Below are 19916 nucleotides of genomic sequence, written 5' to 3'. Positions count from 1 at the left end.
GTCAGGATACATGATCGACGAACCGTTTCGCCCGCGCCCCGCGCCGGGTCTCGACCGCCGCAAATTCCTGTTCGCCACTGCCGGCGCCGGTATCGCCGGGTTCTTGCCGTTCGGGCCGGCCCTGGGCCAGGAAGCGGCCCCGGCCCCAGGGGCGGCGCCGGCTCAGCCCGCGCCCGCCTTCTCCCTGGAAACGGTGCGGAACATTGCGCGCGACTTGGCGAAGCGGGACTATTCCGACGACCAGGGACGGATACCTCAGCCTCTGCGCGACCTGTCCTACGACCAGTATCGCGACATCCGGTTCAAGCCGGACCAGGCGGTCTGGCGCGGCGACAAGCTGTTCCAGCTCCAGTTCTTCCATCTGGGCTTTCTTTACCAGCGCCCGGTGCGGATCAACCTGCTGCGGGACGGCCAGGCCAGCCCGGTCGAGTACCGGTCGGACATGTTCGACTACGGCGCCAACAATTTCGGCGGCAACCTGCCGGCCGACCTGGGTTTCGCCGGGTTCCGGATCCATTATCCGCTGAACCGGCCGGACTATGCCGACGAATTGGCCGTCTTCCTCGGCGCCAGCTATTTCCGGATCCTCGGTCGCAACCAGATCTACGGCAATTCGGCCCGCGGGCTGGCGGTGGACACCGCGGCGCCGAGCGGCGAGGACTTCCCCGTCTTCCGGGAGTTCTGGATCGAGGAGCCGGGCGCCGACGCGACCCGGCTGACGCTCTATGCCCTGCTCGACAGCCGGAGCGCCACCGGCGCCTACCGTTTCGTGCTTCATCCCGGCACCGATACCCAGGCGGAAGTGACGGCATCGGTCTACCCGCGCCGCGACATCGCCAAGCTGGGCGTAGCACCGCTGACCAGCATGTTCTTCTTCGGGGAGAACCGCACCCGCACCTTCGACGATTTCCGGCCGGAGGTGCATGACGGCGACGGCCTGCAGATCGAGACCGGGCGCGGCGAGTGGGTCTGGCGCCCGCTGACCAACCCCCGGAACCTGCGGGTCAGCTCGTTCAGCGACGAGAACCCGCGGCGCTTCGGCGTGATCCAGCGCGACCGCGACTTCGGCCACTACCAGGATCTCGAATCGCTCTACCACAGGCGGCCCAGCTACTGGGTGGAGCCGGTCGGCGATTGGGGCAAGGGCCGGGTCGAGCTGGTCGAGATCCCGACCGAGGAGGAGATCAACGACAACATCGCGGCCTACTGGGTGCCCGAGCGCCAGGTCCGCGCCGGCGAGGGGCAGGACTTCGCCTATCGCCTGCGCTCGGTTCTTGAAAGTCCCGGGCAGCCGCCGCTGGCCCGGGTGGTCTCCACCAGGATCGGCTCGGCGCGGGTGCCGGGCCGCCCAGACCTGCCGAAGGAAGGCCGCCATTTCGTGCTGGAGTTCCAGGGCGGCGAGCTGGAAGCCCTGCGGCCCGAGCAGCCGGTCGAGGCCATCGTCACGACCACGGCCGGCGAGCTCCGGCCGGTGATCGCCCACCGCAACGCGGAGACCGGAGGCTGGCGGGTCTTCTTCGACCTGCTGCCCGACGGCAAGCCGGCCGACATGCGCTGCGTCCTGCGCCTGCGCGGGCAGACCATCAGCGAGACCTGGGTCTATCTCTGGTCGCCCGCCTGACTTCCGATACCGCCGCTTCTTCAAGCTGCTTCTTTACGAGGACCACCCCCATGTCCGACGCCAAGACACTCCGGCGCACGGCGCTCTGGCGCCGGACGCTCTATTTCGCGCTGGTGATACTCTCCACGCTGGCGGCCTCGTACCTGATGGCCGACGTGCTCAGGGCCAACGGCTTCACCGCGATCGAGATGGCGATCTTCGCCCTCTTCACCATCAGCTTCGCCTGGATCTCCACCTCGTTCTGGACCGCGACCGTGGGCTTCCTGGTGCGGCTGATCGGGCGCGATCCGGCCGGGCTGGACCCCGCAAAGCCGGTGGACCTGACCGCCCGGACGGCGATCATCATGCCGATCTACAACGAGGACCCCAACCGGGTCTTCGCCGGGCTGGAGGCGACCTGGCGCTCGCTCCAGGGCACCGGGGAGGACCGGCATTTCGACCTGTTCGTCCTCAGCGACACCCGCAAGCCGGAAATCGCGCAGGCCGAGGAGGCCGGCTGGGCGGCGCTGTGCCGCCGGGTCGGCGGCGAGGGCCGCATCTTCTACCGCCGGCGCGAGGACAATACCGGCCGGAAGGCCGGCAACATCGCCGATTTCCTGCGTCAGTGGGGAGCCGCCTACGACCACATGCTGGTGCTCGACGCCGACAGCGTGATGTCGGGCGACACCATGGTGGCGCTTTCCAAGCTGATGCAGGACAACCCCGGCACGGGCATCATCCAGACGCTGCCGGCACCGGTGAACCAGGAGACCCTGTTCGGCCGCATCCTCCAGTTCGGCAGCCGGCTCTACGGCCCGGCGCTGGTGAGCGGCCTGTCCTGGTGGCAGCTGGGCGAGGGCAACTACTGGGGCCACAACGCGATCGTCCGGACCAGCGCCTTCATCGAGCATTGCGGGCTGCCTGTGCTGTCGGGCCAAGCGCCGCTGGGCGGCGAGATCCTGAGCCACGACTTCGTCGAGGCGGCGCTGATGCGGCGAGCCGGCTGGCAGGTCTGGATCGTGCCGGAGCTGGGCGGGAGCTTCGAGGAGCTGCCGCCGAACACGATCGACTATGCCGTGCGCGACCGCCGCTGGTGCCAGGGCAACCTGCAGCACCTGCGCCTGCTGCCGACCCGCGGCCTTCACCCCCTGAGCCGGCTGCACCTGATCATGGGCGTGCTGGGCTATGTCTCGTCGCCGCTGTGGCTGCTGCTGCTGACGCTCAGCACGATCGACATCCTGCACCAGACGGTGACCGGCCACAGCTATTTCCTGCCCGGCTACAACCTGTTCCCCAACTGGCCGGTCTCGAAGATGGCGGAGACCATCTCGCTGTTCGGCGTCACCATCGCGATCCTGCTGCTGCCCAAGCTGTACAGCCTGATCCTGACGGTGGCGAACGCGCCGCTCCGGCGCGGTTTCGGCGGGGCGGGCAAGCTGTGGGCCAGCGCTTTCCTGGAACTGCTGTTCTCCATGCTGCTGGCGCCGGCCATGATGCTGTTCCATACCCATTTCGTCGTGGCGACCCTGATGGGCCGCAGCGTGACCTGGAACGCCCAGGCGCGCGGCGAGCGGGGCCTGGGCTTCCGTGAGGCGCTGGGCCGGAACGGGCTGCACGTGGCGCTGGGCCTCGCCTGGGGAGCACTGGTGCTGAACGTGGCGCCGGACTTCTTCTGGTGGCTGGTGCCGGTCATCACCGGCCTCGTCCTGTCGGTCTGGCTGACCGTCTGGACCAGCCGGACCGACGCCGGTCAGGCGGCGCGCCGCGCCGGCCTGTTCCTGACGCCGGAGGAGACCGACCCGCCGGCCGAGCTGTGCCGCCTGGCGGCGGCCGAGGCCGAGCCGACGCCTGACGCGGATGCCGCTGACATCATGCGCGTGCCGCCGGCCCGGCCCAGCGCGATCATCGAGCAGAGCCTGACCAACTGGTCTCCCCGGGACTTGAAGAACGGGCAGCAGCCCGGCATCACGGAGTCATGGCAAAGCTGAAGACCAAAAATCCCTGCACCGACGTCTGCAAGTACGACAGCGACAAGGTCTGCAAAGGCTGCGGCCGCACCCGGACCGAAGTGAAGGCGTGGAAGTCCTTCTCCGACGAGGAGAAGGACGCCATCAACCGGCGGGTCCGCGAGACCCACCTCAAGGGCAAGGACAAGAAGAAGTCCTGACCTCCATTGTGTTGGGCCATGGGCCCAACAACCGGTCAGAATCCATTGTATCAAGTCTCAGACGACGCGCCGGCCCTCGCGCCAGACCGTCAGCACCACCGGCAGGTCGCCGTCGAGCCTGACCCGGACCAGGTCGGCGCGGCGGCCCGGCTCGATAACGCCGCGGTCGGGCAGGCCCAGCGTGTCGGCCATGTTGGCGGTCACCGCGGCGATCGCCTTGTGCAGCGGGATGCCGACCACGCCGTTGAGCAGGAACGCGGCGTGCAGCAGGCTCGACGGGACATAATCCGACGACAGCCCGTCCAGCAGCCCCTGCCCCGCCAGCTCCGCCGCCGAGGCGTTGCCGGAATGCGAGCCGCCGCGCACCAGGTTGGGGGCGCCCATGATCACCCGCATGCCGGACTGCCGCGCCGAGCGGGCCGCCGCGAGGGTGGTCGGGAACTCGGAGATCGTGATGCCGGCGGCCACCGCCTCGGCGACGTGGTCCTCGGTGGTGTCGTCGTGGCTCGCCAGCCGCAATGCCCGTGGGCGGGCCAGTTCCAGGATCTGGTCGCGGTGCAGGCGGGCGTAGCGGTGCTGGCTCTCGATCCTGCTGTCCAGGTGGGCCTGGAACTCCGCCTCGGTCCAGTTCTTGGAGCGGTAGAACAGGCGGTACTTGGACATCTCCGCCCATTGCCGCTGCCCCGGCGTGTGGTCCATCAGCGACACCAGCCGCAGCAGGGGATGGTCGGCGAACTGCTCGAAGATCTCCACCACGCCGGCGTCGGAGACCTCGCAGCGCAGGTGGATCAGATGGTCGGCGCGCAGCAGGCCCTGCCCGGCGCAGGTACCGATCGCCCAGACCGCGTCGGCCAGCATCCGCCGCCGTTCCCCGCCGCTGTCGTAGTCGCCGACCGACACCGCGTCGAACACGGTGGTGATGCCGGCCCCCGCGACCTGGAGGTCGTGGGCGATCACCGCGGCCTTGGGCGACGGCCACATCACGCCGGGACGGGGAGAAAAATGCTTCTCGAGATTGTCCGTGTGCATCTCGATCAGGCCGGGCAGCAGGAAATCGCCCTCGAAGTCCAGCGCGCCGGGAAGATCGCCGGCAGAGTCATCGATCGCCGCGATCACGCCGTCGCGGATCGAGAGGCTGCCGGTCGCGATGCCGTCGCGCCCGACGATGCGGGCATTGGTGATGTTGGTTTCCATGCCCTCGCGAACCGTCTATGAAGGGATTCATCTAGATGACTGCCGATGCCCGAGTATGTGAAGCGGCGGCGGTGATGTAAACAACCCATATCGGCAACCTTCCCGAGAGCTGAGCCTCCATGAATCTCGACCGCGGCGCCGGCATAGCCCTGTGGCGCCAGATCGCCGAAGAACTGCATGGGGACATCGAGCGCGGCACCTTTCCGCCCGGAAGCCGCCTCGCGACCGAGGAGGAGCTGGCCGCCCGCTTCGGGGTCAACCGGCACACCGTCCGCCGGGCCTGCGCCCTGCTCCAGGACCAGGGGTTGGTGCGGATCGAGCAGGGCCGCGGCACCTTCGTGCAGGAAGGCGTGATCGACTATCCGCTGACGGAGCGGACCCGCTTCAGCGAGAACATCCGCAGGCAGGCGCGCACGCCGTCGGGCGAGGTGCTCCGGGCGACGGTGCTTCCGGCCGACGCCGCCGCGGCCAGGGCGCTGGGCCTGGCGGTCGGCGACCCGGTGGCCCTGGTCGAACTGTTGTCCCTGGCCGACGGCCAGCCGATCGGCATCGCCGCGCACCATTTCGCCGAGGCGCGTTTTCCCGACCTGATCGCCACGTACCACGAGGCCGGCCGGATCACCGAGACGCTCCGCCGGCTGGGGGTTCCCGACTATACCCGCAGGACAACGCGGGTGACCGCGCGGCTTCCCGACAGCTACGAGATGCGCCACCTGAGGATCGCGCGCACGACCCCGGTGCTGGTGACCGAGGCGGTCAACATCGACCCCGCCGGCCGCCCGCTGGAATTCGGCGTCACAAGATTCGCCGGGAACCGGGTTCAGGTGGTGGTGGACTGGTGAGCCATCACGGCTCCGTCTCGGAATTATTATTTTGCTCAGTTGTTCATGTAATTATGCATCTGATTTTCGGGCAATGTCATGAACGCGCGTAGCGCACTCGTCATCTTGTCGCTTCTGGTCATGTCCTGTGTGCCGACCTCTGGCGAACGCTATTCTTCGGACCGGGGCGGATACTCCGGCCGAAGCCAAGTTCAGGACCTTCGCTGGGCCTGCCAAGCCGGGAACCGGCGTGCCTGCATCGCGCTGGGGGCAGCCGTCGAGCGGCAACAGCAAGCCCGGCAAGACCCTTGGGATCGGTACGACCGCTGGGGCCGGCGCGACCGTGACTGGCATCGCCATGACCGCGACAGCCGGTACATGCCGGAACCTCGCGTCCAGCGCGACAACCGTCCACGCAACCCGGGGCTAGCCGCCGAACGGCGCCGGGACGCCGAACGCAACCGGACCATGGACCGCAACGACCGCGACAACCCCTTCCTGAACGACCCCCGCTTCCAGCGCGACGACGATCCGCGCAGCCCTGCCCCATCCGCCCAACAGCGTCAAGGCGGTGGCAACGATCGCGACAATCCTTTCCTGAACGATCCCCGCTTCAGTGGTCCTGCGCAGTGATTTCCATGGGGGGTGTGTCGGGACCAGCCGGGCATTCACCCCAGCAGCGGAGCGGAGTGCGGTAGGTCGGCCTTCGCCCGTCAGGGCGAACGCCGACACCCTGCGTCAACGCTCCGGCCACGCTGTCGGCGTCGGCCTGCGGCCGAGGCCGACCTACGATAAATCAATCAAAAACACTGTGCCGGACCACTGGCGGGATTCAGGTTCTTGAGGCGGGTTTACCCCGCCCCATCAGCCCCCGCACCAGCCGCCTCACCGCCGGAAGGCGCCCACCGGAGCCGTGGGCGGCCTCGATATAATTGAACATCATGGCCGAGTCGGCAGGACCCAGCGGGTCGTAATGCGGGCGGAACCGCCCGCCGCGCACGGCGACGGCCTTCGGCGCCGTCATTTCCAGAAGTCCCTCCGCGCCGCGCGTCGTGCCGAAGCCGCTGGCGCCGCGTCCGCCGAACGGCAGCCTGGGATCCGCGGTCGGGACGATCAGGTCGTTGACCGTCACCGCCCCGGCGCGGATACGGCCGGCCAGGGCCAAGGCCCGCTTCTCCGGGCCGAAGACGGCCGCCCCCAGGGCGTAGTCGCAGTGGGATGCCGCCGCCAGCGCGTCCTCCTCGTCGGCGACCGGCACCAGGGAGAGGACCGGCGCGAAGATGTCCTCCCGCAGCAGGCCAAGCTCTGGCACCGCGTCGGCGACGAGGAGGGGCGCCATCTCCGGCTCCCCGGCGCGGAACGGGCGGCCGATCAGGCGGCAGCCCGCGGCCTCCGCCTCCTCCACGAGGCGCGCGACCTGCTCCCGGATACGCTCCGGCACGGCGACGGGTGGCGCTCCCGCGAGCAGCGGCGTCAGCCGGCGTTCCAGGTCGAGCGCCAGCGACCGGGCGGCGAAGACCCGGCGGGGCGCTATGCAGGTGGCCCCGCCGTTCAGCCGCACCCCGTAGGCGAGCGCCCGGGCCGTCATGTCCGAGTCGGCGCCGGGCAGCACGAAGACGGCGTCGTTGCCCGACAGCTCCATGACCGCCGGCGTCAGGTGCTCCGCCAGATCCGCCAGCACGCGCCGGCCGGTCGCGACCGAGCCGGTCAGCACCACCTTGTCCACCCCCGCGGCGACCGCCTCCCGTCCCGCCTCGACCGAGGCGTCCAGCAGCCGGCACAGACCGTCCGGCAGCCCCGCCTCGGCGAGCAGGCCGAGCAGCGCCTCCATCGGAGCGACGCAGCCGGGCGCGGGCTTGACCAGGACGGCGTTGCCGGCGGCAAGGGCCTGGACGATCTGGACGCCGGGCAGGAACAGGGGATAGTTGGACGGCGCTATCACCAGCACGACGCCCAGCGGGTCGCGCCGGATCTCCGCCGCCACGCCGAACAGCCAGGCCGGGCGGCCGCGCGACCCCAGCTTCCGGGGCGCCAGCAGTGCCGCCGCCTCCCGCTCCAGGAACCGGCAGGCGTCGAGCAGAGGCAGGATCTCCAGCGCCGCCGTCTCGCCCGGCGCCCGGCCGGGACGCTCGCCGACCACGTCGGCCAGGGCGCGGGCGTCGCCCGCGATCAGGCGGCGCAGCCAGGCGACCACGTCCAGCCGGCCGGCCACGGCGGTCCGTTCCCAGGAGACCTGGGCGGACCGGACCTCCGGAATAATCTCGGCGATGCCGAGAGGGTGCTGGACTTCGGGAACCATCAATCCAGTATCTGTCGTGCCATGACGATCCATTATGCCCTATTCCTTCCGGCGGACTCTCGCCAAACTCCCCATCGATTAAAACCAATCGAAAGAGTTCCCCCATTCGCTCGCGAAACGCTCTTAACCGGGCTGGAAATGGGCAGATACGTCGAACCTTGCCTCATTCAACAAACAGGGAGCGGATTGCAGAATGCCGAACGGGTCCCCGTATCCAGTGTCGCGAAGCCATGGTGACGCACCATGAGCCGCCGGATCGTGATCGTCGGTGCGGGACCGGGAGGTCTCGCGTCAGCCATGCTGCTGGCCAAGACGGGAGCCGACGTCACCGTCGTTGAACGGCTCGACCGGACCGGCGGCCGTTCGTCCACCATAGAGGCGGAGGGCGGCTACCGTTTCGACATGGGCCCGACCTTCTTCCTGTACCCCCGCGTCCTGAAGGACATCTTCGCCGCCTGCGGCAAGGACCTGGACCGGGAGGTGGACCTGATCCGGCTCGATCCCCAATACCACTTGGTCTTCGAGTCCGGCGGCGAGCTGAAGGCTTCCGGCAACCCGGCCACCATGGCGGAACAGGTCGCCAAGCTGTGCCCGGCCGACGCCGCCAACCTGCCGCGCTTCATGGCCGACAACAGGCGCAAGCTGGCGGCATTCCGCCCTATTCTGGAAAAGGCGTTCTCCAGCGCGCTCGACCTGCTCGACCCGGCGCTGCTGAAGTCGCTGCCGCTGATGCGGCCGCACCAGTCGGTGGATGCCGACCTGGGGCGCTATTTCTCGGACCCGCGGGTGCGTCTGGCCTTCTCGTTCCAGAGCAAGTACCTGGGCATGTCGCCGTTCCGCTGCCCCAGCCTTTTCACCATCCTGTCCTTCATGGAATACGAGTTCGGCGTGTTCCATCCGCGCGGCGGCACCGGGGCGGTGATGGCGGCGATGGCCCGGGCCGCGACCGACATGGGTGTCCGCATCCGCCTGTCCGAACCGGTCGAGGAGATCCTGTTCGAGGGCCGGAAGGCGGTCGGCGTCCGAACGCCCGCCGGCGAGTACAAGGCCGACGCGCTGGTGCTGAATTCAGACTTCGCCCAGACCATGAGCCGGCTGGTGCCCAACCACCTGCGCCGGCGCTGGACCGACGAGAAGATCGAACGCAAGAAGTTCTCCTGCTCGACCTTCATGCTCTATCTCGGGCTCGAGGGCGAGCTGCCCGACCTGGCCCACCACACGATCTACCTGACCAAGGACTATGCCCGGAACATCAAGGAGATCGAGGACGGGCTGGAACTTCCGGCGGAACCCAGCTTCTATGTCCAGAACGCCTGCGTGACCGACCCGGAGCTGGCGCCCCGGGGCCACAGCACGCTCTATGTGCTGGTCCCCGTCGCCCACCGCACCGGCGTGATCGACTGGCAGCGGGAAAAGGCGCGCTACCGGTCACTGGTGCTGAAGCGCCTGGAACGGATCGGCCTGAAGGACATTGAGAAGCGCATCCGGTACGAGAAAGTGCTGACGCCCGAGGGTTGGGAGAACGACATGCAGATCTATCGCGGCGCCACCTTCAACCTGGCCCACTCGCTGGACCAGATGCTCCATCTGCGGCCCCGGAACCGCTTCGAGGACCTGGAGGGCGTCTATCTCGTCGGCGGCGGGACCCATCCCGGCAGCGGCCTGCCGGTGATCTTCGAGAGCGCCCGCATCACCAGCCGCCTGATGGCCGACCAGCTGGGGCTGTCGCACGACTGGGAGGCCGGGACCCGCATGGCGGCCGGCCAGTCCGCCCTGATCGAGGAGCGCGCATCATGAGCGGCCGGAACGAGAGCCAGACCGGGGAAGGATCGGCGTGATCGGCGGCGGGCTGGGCGGGCTTGCCGCCGCCTGCACGCTGGCGGCGCGCGGCCACAAGGTCGTGCTGTTCGAGGCGAACGCCTGGGCCGGCGGCAAGGCGGCGGTACTGGAGGAGGGCGGCTTCCGCTTCGACATGGGGCCGACCATCCTGACGGTGCCGCGGGTGCTCCGGCGGATCTTCGCCGAGGCCGGGCGCGACCTGGACCAGGAATTGAACCTTGTGCGGCTCGACCCGCAATGGCGCTGCTTCTTCGAGGACGGTTCCGTCCTGGACCTGGTCGAGGACGTCGAGACCATGGCGGCCGAGCTGGACCGCTACGCGCCGGGCAGCAATTCCGGCTCGGGTTACCGCGACTTCATCGCACGGTCCAAGCGGCTGCACGAGGTGTCGGACCGGTTCTTCTTCTGGAAGTCGGTGGAGGACATCAAGGACACGCTGAACTTCAAGGCCAACCTCAACGCCTCGACCCTGTCCGACGTGCTGAGCCTGCGCATGGGCTCCACCGTCGCCGGCACGGTGCGCAAGCATGTGCCCGACGCCCGGATCGCCCAGATGCTGGACCATTTCGTCCAATATGTCGGCTCGTCCCCCTATGGTGCTCCGGCGGTGCTGTGCTCGATCGCGCATATGCAGACGGACGGAGGCGTCTGGTACCCCATGGGCGGCACCCGCGCCGTGCCCATGGCGCTGGAGAAGCTGGCCCGCGAGCTGGGCGTCGAGTTCCGGCTGAACACCGGGGTCCGGAAGATCATCACGTCCCAGGGCCGCGCCACCGGAGTCGAGACCGCGTCGGGCGAGACCGTCGGGCTGGATGCCGTCGTGTCCAACATGGACTCGGTCCGGACATACCGCGAGCTGGTCGGCGGCGAGGTGGGCGCCAACTTCGAACGGAAGCGGAAGCCGGAGCCGGCCTGTTCCGGCGTCGTGCTGTATCTGGGGCTCGACCGCGCCTACGAGCATCTGGCCCACCACGACTTCGTCTTCTCCCGCGACGCGGAGGAGGAGTTCGACTGGATCTACCACAAGGGCGAGCCGGCGCCGGACCCGACCTGCTACGTCGCGGCCCCCGCCCGGACCGAGCCGGGCGTCGCCCCGCCCGGCGGCGAGGCGCTCTACGTCCTGGTCCACACCCCCTACCTGCGCCCGCACCACGACTGGTCGAAGATGCTTCCGGCGTACCGCCGGGTGATCCTGGACAAGCTGGCGCGGACCGGCGGGATGAAGGACCTGGAAAGCCGCATCAAGGTCGAACGCTGGCTGACGCCCCAGGATATCCATGACCGCTACCGCGTGCTGAACGGCGCCATCTACGGCTTGGCCAGCCACGGCAGGTTCTTCGGCGCCTTCAAGCCGGGCAACAGAAGCCGCGAGCTGGCCGGCCTCTACCTGGCGGGGGGTGCCGCCCATCCGGGTCCGGGCATGCCGATGGTCATGATGTCGGGCTGGATCGCTGCCGACACGCTGGACCAGGACATGGGCGGCGCCGTGCAGCCGGCAGAGTTCGAGACGGCTCCCCGGCCGACGGCCAGCGTGGCATGACGCCCGCCGAGGCGGTGCGCTCGTCACGGTCGCCCCGCATCGTCCGGCTGTTCGGCCCCTACATGTGCCGCTACGTCGCGCGCCGCTTCCACGGCGTGCGGCTGGCGCGCGGCACGCTTCCCGACCTGCCCCCCGACCGGCCGGTGATCGTCTGCTCCAACCACCCCTCATGGTGGGACCCGGCGATGTTCATGGTGCTGGCGACGCTGCGCTTCCCAGAGCGCTTCGGTTACGGCCCGATGGAGGCGAAGGCGCTGGAGCAGTACGGCTTCATGCGCCGGATCGGCCTGTTCGGGATCGAGCCCGGCACGCCGCGCGGTGCGGCGACCTTCCTGAAGGTCTGCACCGGGCTGCTCGAAGACCCCCGCACCATGCTGTGGATCACGGCGGAGGGAATCTTTACCGACCCGCGGATCCGGCCGGTCTCCCTGCGTCCCGGCATCGCCCACCTGGCGCGCCGGGTCGAGGGCGCCTCCGTCGTGCCGCTGGCGCTGGAATACCCGTTCTGGGACGAGCGAACGCCCGAGGCGCTCTGCCGCTTTGGCCCGGTGATGCCCAGCGGCGGCGGCACGGTCGAGGAATGGCAGACCCGGCTGGAGACGGCGCTGGCCGGCACCATGGACGCCCTTGCCGCCGACGCCATGACCCGCGACCCCGCCCGCTTCGAACCGCTGATGCGGGGCGCCGCCGGTGTCGGCGGAGTCTACGACCTGTGGCGCCGCGCCAAGGCGCTGGCCCGCGGCGAACGTTTCCACCCCGAACATGGCAGGGAACACCCGTAATGGAAAGTTTCGCCTGGTTCTGCGCCTGGCTCGCCATGATTCCTGCCGTGATGACGGTGTGGAACCTGCTGCTCTACCGCCCGCCGCCGAAGCGGGAGGAAGCGGCGGGCGGCGGATGGGCCGCGGTATCGGTGCTGATCCCGGCCCGCAACGAGGCGGACAAGATCGAGGCTTCCGTCCGGGCGGCGCTGGCGAACACCGGCGCGGACCTGGAAGTGGTCGTGCTGGACGACCATTCCACCGACGGCACGGCCGACGTGGTGCGCGCGATCGGCGATCCGCGCGTGCGGGTCGAGCAGGCCCCCGCCCTTCCCCCGGGATGGTCGGGCAAGCAGCATGCCTGCTGGCATCTGGCGAAGCTGGCACGCCATCCGCTGCTGGTCTTCGTCGATGCCGACGTCCGGCTTGCGCCCGACGGCCTCGCCCGCATGGCGGCCTTCATGGCGAAGCACCCCGGAGCCGGCCTCGCCAGCGGATTCCCGCGCCAGGAAACCGGGACATGGCCGGAGCGGCTGGTCATCCCGATGATCCATTTCCTGCTGCTGGGCTACCTGCCGTTCGTCGGCATGCGGCTGTCCGCGGCGCCGGGACTGGGGGCGGGATGCGGCCAGCTCTTCATCGCCCGCACCGACGCCTATGTCCGCGCCGGGGGCCATGCCGAGATCAAGCAGTCGCTCCACGACGGGATAAAGCTGCCGCGCGCCTTCCGCCGCGCCGGCATCCATACCGAGCTGTTCGACGCCGACGACGTCGCCACCTGCCGCATGTATCGCAGCGGGACCGAGGTCTGGCAGGGCTTCACGAAGAACGCGACCGAGGGGATGGCGACTCCCATGGGGCTGCCGGTCTGGACCGCCCTGCTGGCCGGCGGCCATATCCTGCCGTTCCTGCTCCTGCTCGGCCTGTTTCTGTTCGGGGGGCCGCCCGAGGCGCTTTTCCCGGCCTGCGTCGGGATCGCCGTGGCGCTCGGCACCCGGCTGGCCCTGGCGTTCCGCTTCGACCAGAGCATCGCCAGCGCCCTCCTGCATCCCGTCGGCGTCGCGATCATGCTGGCGATCCAGTGGTCGGCCCTGTGGACGGCGCTGCGCGGCCGGCCGTCCACCTGGCGCGGGCGGGCCTATCCCACCGGAGAGTCATGATGTTCGGCCCGCCCGACTGTTGCACCTGCAAATACCGTTTGACCGGAGCCCCGGATGCCTGCCGCCTATATCAACGCGATCGGAACCGCCGTTCCAGCCCATGACGTCCACGACAAGTTCGTCAGCTACGCGCCGGCCCTGCTGACCGACGAGCGCCTGCGCAAGCTGTTCCGCCGCATGGCGGAACGGTGCCAGATCGAGCACCGCTATTCCTTCTTCGAGCCGGACCCCGACCCGGAGATCCTGGACGCCGGCGGTTTCTTCACGCGCGGCGCCTTTCCCGACACCGCCACCCGGATGAAGTTCTACGAGCGCCACGCTCTCGGCCTCGCCGCCGGCAGCCTGGAGGCGGCCGGGATCGAACGGCACCGCGACGGGATCACCCATCTGATCGTGACCTCCTGCACCGGCTTCTACGCCCCCGGGCTGGATCTTGAACTGGCGCGGCACTTCGGCCTGGACCCGTCGATCGAGCGGACGATCATCGGCTTCATGGGCTGCTACGCCGCCATGAACGCTCTGAAGGCGGCGCGGCACATCGTCCGGTCGGAACCCGCCTCCAAGGTCGCGATCGTCAACCTGGAGCTATGCACCCTGCATCTTCAGGAAACCGCGGATATCGAGGAGGTGCTTAGCTTCCTGATCTTCGCCGACGGCTGTTCCGCCTGCCTGGTCAGCGCCGAGCCCGACGGGATCGAGCTTCAGGGCTTCCGGGCCACCGTGATCCCCGGCAGCGCCGACCAGATCACGTGGCATATCGGCCGCCACGGCTTCGACATGCGGCTGGCCGGAACCGTTCCCGGCACCATCGGCCAGGGGCTTCCCGAAGCATTGCCGTCGATCCTCCAGGGCCGCAGCCCGTCCGACGTGGAACTGTGGGCGGTCCATCCCGGCGGGCGCTCGATCCTGGACGCGGTCGCCGGGGCGATAGAGGGACAGGGCGACCAACTCGCCGACTCGCGGGCGATCCTGCGCGACTACGGCAACATGTCGTCGGCGACGGTCATGTTCGTGCTGAAACGCATGCTCGACCGCTTCCGCGAAACCGGCATGGGCGGCAACGGGCTGGGCTGCGCGATGGCCTTCGGGCCGGGACTGACGGCGGAAAGCATGCTGTTCCGCCTCGCCGCGGCATGAGCCCGGCGATATGGAAACCATGACGGACCTATCCCGGCGGAGCACCCGGCCGGAGCTGATGGACACGGAGGAAGTCAGCTTCGAGGAGTTCCAGCACTGCCTGCGGGACCTGCGCCGGATCAACCTGTGCACGCTGGCGTACCGCCCGACCTTGTCATGGCTGGACCGGGTGGTGAAACGGACGGGACGGCGGAGGCTACGCATCCTGGACGTGGGGTTCGGCTACGGCGACATGCTGCGGGAAATCCACCGATGGGCCGGACGGCGCGGCGTCGAGGTCGACCTGTCCGGGGTGGACCTGAACCCCTGGTCCGCCCGGGCGGCCGATCTGGCGACGCCTCCGGACGCCGGGATCGACTATCGGGTCGGCAATCTCTTCGACCTGCCCGATGACCACCGGACCGACGTGGTGATCAGCGCGCTCTTCACCCACCACCTGGAGGACGAGTCCCTGGTCCGCTTCCTGCGCTGGATGGAAGCCCGCGCCGGCCTCGGCTGGTTCAGCAACGACCTGCACCGCCACGCGATCTCCCACGCTTTCGCCCGCGTGATGGTGAGCACGCTGCCGGTCAATCGGCTGGTGGTCCATGACGCCCCGCTTTCGGTGGCGCGCGCCTTCACCAGGGCAGACTGGGACCGGGTGATCGCCGAGGCGGGATTCACGCCGGGAGAGGTCTCGGTCGAATGGTTCACGCCGTTCCGCTACGGCGTCGGGCGGATCAAATGAACCCGGCGATCCACGACGCCGTGATCGTCGGCGGCGGGCCGGCCGGTGCCGCGGCGGCCTGCCGCCTGGCGGAAGCCGGCCGCTCCGTCGTTCTTTTCGAACGCGAGACCGGTCCGCACCATAAGGTCTGCGGCGAGTTCGTCAGCGTCGAGGCCGCGGGCTATCTGGGAAAGCTGGGGCTGGACCTGCCCCGCCTCGGCGCGCTGCCGATCCATTCCGTCCGACTGGTCCGGGGGAGGTCGGAAACGACCGCCCGCCTGCCCTTCCCGGCTTTCAGCCTGTCGCGCGAGGTTATGGACGAGGCGCTTCTCCGGGCGGCTGCGGACAGGGGCGCCGAGATCCGGCGCGGCGTGACGGTCCGCTCCCTGGCCGAGACCGGGGACCGCGTGACCCTCCAGGCGGACGGGCCGGTCGCCGCCCGCGCGGCCCTCCTGGCGACGGGCAAGCACGACCTGCGCGGCCACCGCCGGCCCCCCGGCTCCATCAACGACCTGATCGGGTTCAAGCAGTATCTCACGCTGGCACCGGAACAGGCGGCGCGCCTCGCCGGCCATGTGGAAGTGCTGCTGTTCGCCGGCGGCTATGCCGGGTTGCAGCCGGCGGCGGACGGCCGGGCCAACCTGTGCCTGGTGGTTGCCAAACCGGTCTACGACCGGGTCGGGCGTCGGTGGGAAAGCCTGCTGGACCATCTCCGCGAGGAGTCCCCCGCCTTCGCGGACCGGCTGGCCGGTGCCGCCGCCTGCTGGGAACGGCCCCTGTCGATCTACGGCATCCCCTACGGCTTCGTGCATCGGGCCGGCGCCCCGTCCCGGCGGCTGCACAGGCTGGGCGACCAGCTCGCGGTGATCCCGTCGTTCTGCGGCGACGGCATGGCGATCGCCCTCCACTCGGCCTTCCTGGCGTCCGACCGGGTGCTCGCCGGGCAGGCGGCGCTCGACGGATCGCCGTTCGCCGGGCAGATCCGAACCGCCACGCTGCTGGCGCGGGCGATCCGCCAGCCGGCGCTCCAGGGTTTCGCCGCCGGCGCCGTGCGGCTGGCGCCGGGAGTGCTGAAGGCGATAGCATATGCTACCCGCGTCCCCGAACAAGCCATCCCATGACCGCCCGCTACGCCCTCTATTTCGCTCCGCCCCCGGACAGCGCCCTGTGGAAGTTCGCCAGCCGCTGGCTCGGCCGCGACGCGGCGACGGGCGAAACCCTCGATCCCCCGGACGGCGTGCATCCGGACTGGACCGCCGATCCGTGCCGTTACGGGTTCCACGCCACCCTGAAGCCGCCGATGGCGCTGGCCCCGGGCAGTTCGGAGTCAGGACTACTCTCGGCCGTGGCGGACTTCGCCGCGAGCCGCCGCCGTTTCGCCATACCCCCTCTGAAGCTGGCGGAGCTGGGCCGCTTCCTCGCCCTGGTCCCCTCCGCCTCCTCCGGGAATCTCGATGCGTTCGCCGCCGATTGCGTGCGCGCCTTCGACCCCTTCCGCGCCCCTCCTCCCCCGTCCGAACTGGAGAAGCGCCGCGCCCACGGCCTGACGCCCCGCCAGGACGATTATCTCCGGCGCTGGGGCTACGCTTATGTCTTCGAGGAGTTCCGCTTCCACATGACCCTGACCGGCAGCCTGGACGACGATGCCAGGGCCGCCGCCAGGACCCTGCTGGAACCGGCGGTGGCACCCTTCACCCGCGACCCGCTGGAGATCGACGCCCTGTCCGTCTTCAAGCAGGACACCCGCGGCGCCTTGTTCCGGATCATCGCCCGGTTCGGCCTGCCATAGATGTCGCCGGGGCGGGAGGAAGAGAAATTGGCCACAGATGCACGCAGATGGACGCAGATAAGATATTGATAAGTATCTGTGTCCATCTGCGTGTATCTGTGGATAAATAATGATTCCTGCCCTGGACGATGCTGGGCCGGGAGGAAGAGGGTTGGCCACAGATTACTGCGATATCCTCAGATCATCCAGGTCGTATCTTTGTCCATCACCGTAATCTGTGGCAAGAACTTGAATCACAATTGCGTCATTCCCGCTTTGCCGCCCCGATCGGTTCCCCGGTTCCTGATCCGGCTCTCCTGCCAGGGCCAGTGACCCTTGATCTCGACTTCCAGGGAGAAGCTGAGGAAGGTCCGGATCAGGACGATCACGCCGAGGGCACCGACGGTCCGGAAATCCAGGGGTGCCGCGACCGTCGCGATGATGTCGGCCGCGACCAGTAGTTCGAGCCCGATCAGGATGCCGCGGCCGAGATTGGCCCGGTACCGATCGTAGGCGCTGGTCCAGCCGGCCGTGCCGAAGCCGTCCCGCAGGAAAAGACCGGTGGCGATGGCAGCACCCAGGACGATCACGGCGATCCCTACCAGTTCGATCCCGCTCGTGACAAGTTCTGCCAAATGGGCGATCGTGCCGCGGGACTCGGACAGGAAGCCTCCGGCCTCCTGGGCATGCGCCGCGGAGGCGCCGAATAGGCTGTAAACAAGCAGGCAGGCCGCGAGCATGGGAGAGGTCCTGTGTGTCCGATCCTCCTGGGAACGGGCATGCTCACCCAAGGTTCAGGCGTTTTTCCGTGAGCAGACGGTTGAACGGGCTGCGGGGCTTCAGCTCGATCCGCCGTGCCGCCAGGTCCCGCGCGATCTCCACACGGCCCGCCCGCAGCGCCGCTTCCAGGAGGGTCAATGCTATGACGTCGCGCTGTGCGTTGCTGCCGCCGAAGCGGCGGGCCGTGGCCGGCAGGGGCAGCAGCAGGTCCGTCGCGGCGGCATGGTCGCCCCGGCCGAACGCCAGCAACCCCAGGCAGGCCGGCAGCCCGACCTCCCGCGTCATGGCGGCGTTGGCGCCGGTCCCGGCCGCCCGGCGGGCCAGGGTCGCCGCCAGCCGGGCGGCGGCAGGCTCCCGCCCGGCCGCGACGAAAGCCATCATGGCGTGCATGTCGTTGAAGGCGTAGTAGCCGTCCCCGGCCATCGGCTCCCACCCGTCGGCGACCTCGCGCCAGCGGTCTCCGGCGTCGATCCCGGCGAGGTGCAGCCGCCACAGCAGCGCCGTCGCGTCGGACAGTTCCAGCCCGATCGCCTCCGGCCGGGGCCGGACATGGCGGTCGTAGATGTCCAGCACGGCCCCGGTTTCGCAGCGGTCGAGATGGTGGAGCGCCAGATGCCACCAGTTATGGACGGCCAGCAGGTTATCCGGCGCCCAGTCCGCCTCGCGGCCGGCCATCCAGGCGATGCCCTCGTCGGAGCGGCCCTGCATCTCCATCACATGGGCGACGGCATGGATCGCCCAGGGATTGCGCGGGATCAGCCCGACCGCCCGGCGCCCGATTTCCTCCGCCGCCGCGAAATCCCCGTTCTCCTCCAGCCCGAAGGCATGCATGCCCAGCACGAAACCGTGGCCGGGCAGTTCCGGATCGCACCGCGCCAGCACGCTGGCAGGCCGGTCGCGGAGCGCCGCGGCGTCTCCGACGAAGAAATCGCACTGGTGGGCGAACTGGAGGGCCGCCAGGTCGCCGGGATGCCGCTCCAGCACGCGCCCGTAAAGTTCGGGCGTGCGATGGAAATCGCCGTCCAGCCAGGCCCGCGCCGCGGCTATATGGCCGCGCTCCCTGTCGTTGGCCCAGCCGGCGCCGCGGCCCGCCAGAGCCTCCGCCGCCTCGACGCTGCGGCGAAGTTCCGGCTCCACGGACTTCTGCGCCGCGATCAGCAGCAGCCCGGCGCGGAAGCAGTAGCCCATGACGAAGTCGGGGCGCTCCTCCAGCGCCCGGTCGATCACCGCCAGCGGATCGGTGAAGTAGCCGTTCATCAGGGTGACCGCCGCGTCGAACCGCTCGACCGCCGCGGGGTCGTCGGTCGAAAGGGGTTCGCCCCGCCGGTCCCTCATGGAACCCTTCCCCGGCCGGCTCAGAGGCCCTTGGTCGATCCGCCGTCCACGTCGATCAGTGCGCCGTGGATGAACTCGCCGCCCTCCCCGGCCAGGAACTCCACGACCGCGGCGATCTCGTCCGGCTCGCCGAACCGCATGACCTTCTGCGCCTGCACCATCCGGCTCGCCGCCTCCTCCGTGTCGATGCCCTGGGACTGGGCGAACTGGCGGATGCGGGTTTCCAGCCGCTCGGTCCGGATCGGTCCGGGATTGATGCCGTTGACCCGGACGCCGTCGGCCAGCCCCTGGTCGGCCAGCGCCTTGGTGAAGTTCATCAGGCCGGCATTGACCGAGCCGCCGATGGTGAACTCGGCCGTCGGGGTGCGCCCGCCCGCGCCGATGATGTTGATCACCTGTCCGCCGGTTCGCTTCAGGTGCAGCCAGGACGCCCGCGACAGTCGGACCGCGCCGAAGAACTTCAGCGCGAAGCCGTCCTGCCAGTCGTCCTCGGCCAGGTCCAGGAACGGTCCGCGCTTGGTCGCCCCGGCATTGTTGACCAGCAGGTCGAGCCGGCCGAACAGGTCCACCGCGGTCTCGACCAGCGTCTCGGCAAGCTCGGGCTCCCGCAGGTCGCCGTGCAGGATCTCGATCCGCTGCCCGGTCTCGCGGGCCAGGTGGCTCGCCACGGTTTCAAGCGCGGTGGCCGTCCTGGCGGTGATCAGCAGGTCGAAACCGGCCTCGGCCAGCGCCGTGGCGATGGCCTTGCCGATCCCCCGGCTGGCTCCGGTCACCAGGGCGACGCGGGTTTCTTCCGTCATGGCGTTCTC

18 protein-coding genes are annotated in these 19916 nt (G+C 69.4%); 13 read left to right on the top strand and 5 right to left on the bottom strand.

Translation table 11 applies throughout. The features are described from left to right. Nucleotides 1-10 precede the first annotated feature (10 nt). Genes DPR14_RS00530 through DPR14_RS00520 form a run of 3 tightly spaced genes read left to right on the top strand, consistent with a single transcriptional unit; the run spans nucleotide 11 to nucleotide 3767 of the window. Entirely contained in the window at nucleotides 11-1621 is a 1611-nt protein-coding gene (locus tag DPR14_RS00530) for an OpgD/OpgG family glucan biosynthesis protein (RefSeq protein ID WP_158043425.1), read from the top strand. Continuing rightward, on the top strand, nucleotides 1504-3588 hold the full coding sequence (gene mdoH, locus DPR14_RS00525) for a glucans biosynthesis glucosyltransferase MdoH (RefSeq protein ID WP_211103984.1): 2085 nt from the start codon (nucleotides 1504-1506) through the stop codon (nucleotides 3586-3588). Before DPR14_RS00530 ends, mdoH begins: the two co-directional genes overlap by 118 nt. Next, nucleotides 3576-3767: a DUF1289 domain-containing protein gene (locus DPR14_RS00520; RefSeq protein ID WP_158043423.1), complete on the top strand. Its 192-nt coding sequence runs from the start codon at nucleotides 3576-3578 to the stop codon at nucleotides 3765-3767. Before mdoH ends, DPR14_RS00520 begins: the two co-directional genes overlap by 13 nt. 57 nt (nucleotides 3768-3824) lie before the next feature. On the opposite strand, the gene DPR14_RS00515 is transcribed toward DPR14_RS00520, so the two are convergent. Continuing rightward, a complete protein-coding gene (locus DPR14_RS00515) occupies nucleotides 3825-4961 on the bottom strand; it encodes an alpha-D-ribose 1-methylphosphonate 5-triphosphate diphosphatase (RefSeq protein ID WP_158043422.1) in 1137 nt (378 codons plus the stop codon). Nucleotides 4962-5080: 119 nt separating this feature from the next. On the opposite strand from DPR14_RS00515, the gene phnF reads away from it, so the two are divergent. Further along, nucleotides 5081-5803: a phosphonate metabolism transcriptional regulator PhnF gene (gene phnF / locus DPR14_RS00510; RefSeq protein WP_158043421.1), complete on the top strand. Its 723-nt coding sequence runs from the start codon at nucleotides 5081-5083 to the stop codon at nucleotides 5801-5803. Nucleotides 5804-5881: 78 nt separating this feature from the next. Next, nucleotides 5882-6415: a hypothetical protein gene (locus DPR14_RS00505; RefSeq protein WP_158043420.1), complete on the top strand. Its 534-nt coding sequence runs from the start codon at nucleotides 5882-5884 to the stop codon at nucleotides 6413-6415. Nucleotides 6416-6614: 199 nt separating this feature from the next. On the opposite strand, the gene DPR14_RS00500 is transcribed toward DPR14_RS00505, so the two are convergent. After that, complete coding sequence (locus tag DPR14_RS00500) at nucleotides 6615-8081, bottom strand: aldehyde dehydrogenase family protein (protein WP_158043419.1); 1467 nt, start codon at nucleotides 8079-8081, stop codon at nucleotides 6615-6617. Between the two features lie 243 nt (nucleotides 8082-8324). On the opposite strand from DPR14_RS00500, the gene crtI reads away from it, so the two are divergent. Genes crtI through DPR14_RS00460 form a run of 8 tightly spaced genes read left to right on the top strand, consistent with a single transcriptional unit; the run spans nucleotide 8325 to nucleotide 17013 of the window. After that, entirely contained in the window at nucleotides 8325-9878 is a 1554-nt protein-coding gene (gene crtI / locus DPR14_RS00495) for a phytoene desaturase family protein (protein WP_158043418.1), read from the top strand. Between the two features lie 37 nt (nucleotides 9879-9915). Beyond that, the gene (locus DPR14_RS00490; RefSeq protein ID WP_246148661.1) at nucleotides 9916-11460 is read left to right on the top strand and encodes a phytoene desaturase family protein; all 1545 of its coding nucleotides are present in this window, start codon (nucleotides 9916-9918) and stop codon (nucleotides 11458-11460) included. Beyond that, nucleotides 11457-12242 (top strand): lysophospholipid acyltransferase family protein, encoded by a 786-nt coding sequence (locus tag DPR14_RS00485; RefSeq protein WP_158043416.1) that lies wholly within the window; start codon nucleotides 11457-11459, stop codon nucleotides 12240-12242. Before DPR14_RS00490 ends, DPR14_RS00485 begins: the two co-directional genes overlap by 4 nt. Continuing rightward, entirely contained in the window at nucleotides 12242-13381 is a 1140-nt protein-coding gene (locus DPR14_RS00480) for a glycosyltransferase family 2 protein (RefSeq protein WP_158043415.1), read from the top strand. Before DPR14_RS00485 ends, DPR14_RS00480 begins: the two co-directional genes overlap by 1 nt. Nucleotides 13382-13435: 54 nt before the next feature. Continuing rightward, complete coding sequence (locus DPR14_RS00475; RefSeq protein ID WP_158043414.1) at nucleotides 13436-14518, top strand: type III polyketide synthase; 1083 nt, start codon at nucleotides 13436-13438, stop codon at nucleotides 14516-14518. A 19-nt stretch (nucleotides 14519-14537) separates the two neighbouring features. Beyond that, a complete protein-coding gene (locus DPR14_RS00470; protein ID WP_158043413.1) occupies nucleotides 14538-15245 on the top strand; it encodes a methyltransferase domain-containing protein in 708 nt (235 codons plus the stop codon). Next, nucleotides 15242-16345, top strand: a complete 1104-nt coding sequence (locus DPR14_RS00465; RefSeq protein ID WP_158043412.1) for an NAD(P)/FAD-dependent oxidoreductase — start codon at nucleotides 15242-15244, stop codon at nucleotides 16343-16345. Before DPR14_RS00470 ends, DPR14_RS00465 begins: the two co-directional genes overlap by 4 nt. Beyond that, a complete protein-coding gene (locus DPR14_RS00460; protein ID WP_158043411.1) occupies nucleotides 16342-17013 on the top strand; it encodes a DUF1045 domain-containing protein in 672 nt (223 codons plus the stop codon). Before DPR14_RS00465 ends, DPR14_RS00460 begins: the two co-directional genes overlap by 4 nt. A gap of 233 nt (nucleotides 17014-17246) precedes the next feature. On the opposite strand, the gene DPR14_RS00455 is transcribed toward DPR14_RS00460, so the two are convergent. From DPR14_RS00455 to DPR14_RS00445, 3 genes are read right to left on the bottom strand one after another with little or no spacing between them, the layout of a single operon-like run. Beyond that, on the bottom strand, nucleotides 17247-17732 hold the full coding sequence (locus tag DPR14_RS00455) for a DUF1622 domain-containing protein (protein ID WP_158043410.1): 486 nt from the start codon (nucleotides 17730-17732) through the stop codon (nucleotides 17247-17249). 43 nt (nucleotides 17733-17775) lie between these two features. Then, complete coding sequence (locus DPR14_RS00450) at nucleotides 17776-19107, bottom strand: tetratricopeptide repeat protein (protein WP_158043409.1); 1332 nt, start codon at nucleotides 19105-19107, stop codon at nucleotides 17776-17778. A 20-nt stretch (nucleotides 19108-19127) separates the two neighbouring features. Then, the gene (locus tag DPR14_RS00445) at nucleotides 19128-19907 is read right to left on the bottom strand and encodes an SDR family NAD(P)-dependent oxidoreductase (protein WP_158043408.1); all 780 of its coding nucleotides are present in this window, start codon (nucleotides 19905-19907) and stop codon (nucleotides 19128-19130) included. Between the last annotated feature and the right edge of the window lie 9 nt (nucleotides 19908-19916).

The sequence above is a fragment of the Skermanella pratensis genome (assembly GCF_008843145.1).
GTDB classification, from domain to species: Bacteria; Pseudomonadota; Alphaproteobacteria; order Azospirillales; family Azospirillaceae; genus Skermanella; species Skermanella pratensis.
This window is presented reverse-complemented; position numbering and strand designations above follow the sequence as displayed.

Excerpts from the sequence above, each read along its gene's own strand:
- DPR14_RS00480 (WP_158043415.1), top strand. The coding sequence starts at position 12,242 with ATGGAAAGTTTCGCCTGGTTCTGCGCCTGGCTCGCCATGATTCCTGCC.
- DPR14_RS00500 (WP_158043419.1), bottom strand. The coding sequence starts at position 8,081 with ATGGTTCCCGAAGTCCAGCACCCTCTCGGCATCGCCGAGATTATTCCG.
- phnF (WP_158043421.1), top strand. The coding sequence starts at position 5,081 with ATGAATCTCGACCGCGGCGCCGGCATAGCCCTGTGGCGCCAGATCGCC.
- crtI (WP_158043418.1), top strand. The coding sequence starts at position 8,325 with ATGAGCCGCCGGATCGTGATCGTCGGTGCGGGACCGGGAGGTCTCGCG.
- DPR14_RS00475 (WP_158043414.1), top strand. The coding sequence starts at position 13,436 with ATGCCTGCCGCCTATATCAACGCGATCGGAACCGCCGTTCCAGCCCAT.
- DPR14_RS00505 (WP_158043420.1), top strand. The coding sequence starts at position 5,882 with ATGAACGCGCGTAGCGCACTCGTCATCTTGTCGCTTCTGGTCATGTCC.
- DPR14_RS00450 (WP_158043409.1), bottom strand. The coding sequence starts at position 19,107 with ATGAGGGACCGGCGGGGCGAACCCCTTTCGACCGACGACCCCGCGGCG.
- DPR14_RS00465 (WP_158043412.1), top strand. The coding sequence starts at position 15,242 with ATGAACCCGGCGATCCACGACGCCGTGATCGTCGGCGGCGGGCCGGCC.
- DPR14_RS00530 (WP_158043425.1), top strand. The coding sequence starts at position 11 with ATGATCGACGAACCGTTTCGCCCGCGCCCCGCGCCGGGTCTCGACCGC.
- DPR14_RS00470 (WP_158043413.1), top strand. The coding sequence starts at position 14,538 with ATGACGGACCTATCCCGGCGGAGCACCCGGCCGGAGCTGATGGACACG.
- DPR14_RS00445 (WP_158043408.1), bottom strand. The coding sequence starts at position 19,907 with ATGACGGAAGAAACCCGCGTCGCCCTGGTGACCGGAGCCAGCCGGGGG.
- DPR14_RS00460 (WP_158043411.1), top strand. The coding sequence starts at position 16,342 with ATGACCGCCCGCTACGCCCTCTATTTCGCTCCGCCCCCGGACAGCGCC.
- DPR14_RS00520 (WP_158043423.1), top strand. The coding sequence starts at position 3,576 with ATGGCAAAGCTGAAGACCAAAAATCCCTGCACCGACGTCTGCAAGTAC.
- DPR14_RS00455 (WP_158043410.1), bottom strand. The coding sequence starts at position 17,732 with ATGCTCGCGGCCTGCCTGCTTGTTTACAGCCTATTCGGCGCCTCCGCG.
- DPR14_RS00485 (WP_158043416.1), top strand. The coding sequence starts at position 11,457 with ATGACGCCCGCCGAGGCGGTGCGCTCGTCACGGTCGCCCCGCATCGTC.
- DPR14_RS00515 (WP_158043422.1), bottom strand. The coding sequence starts at position 4,961 with ATGGAAACCAACATCACCAATGCCCGCATCGTCGGGCGCGACGGCATC.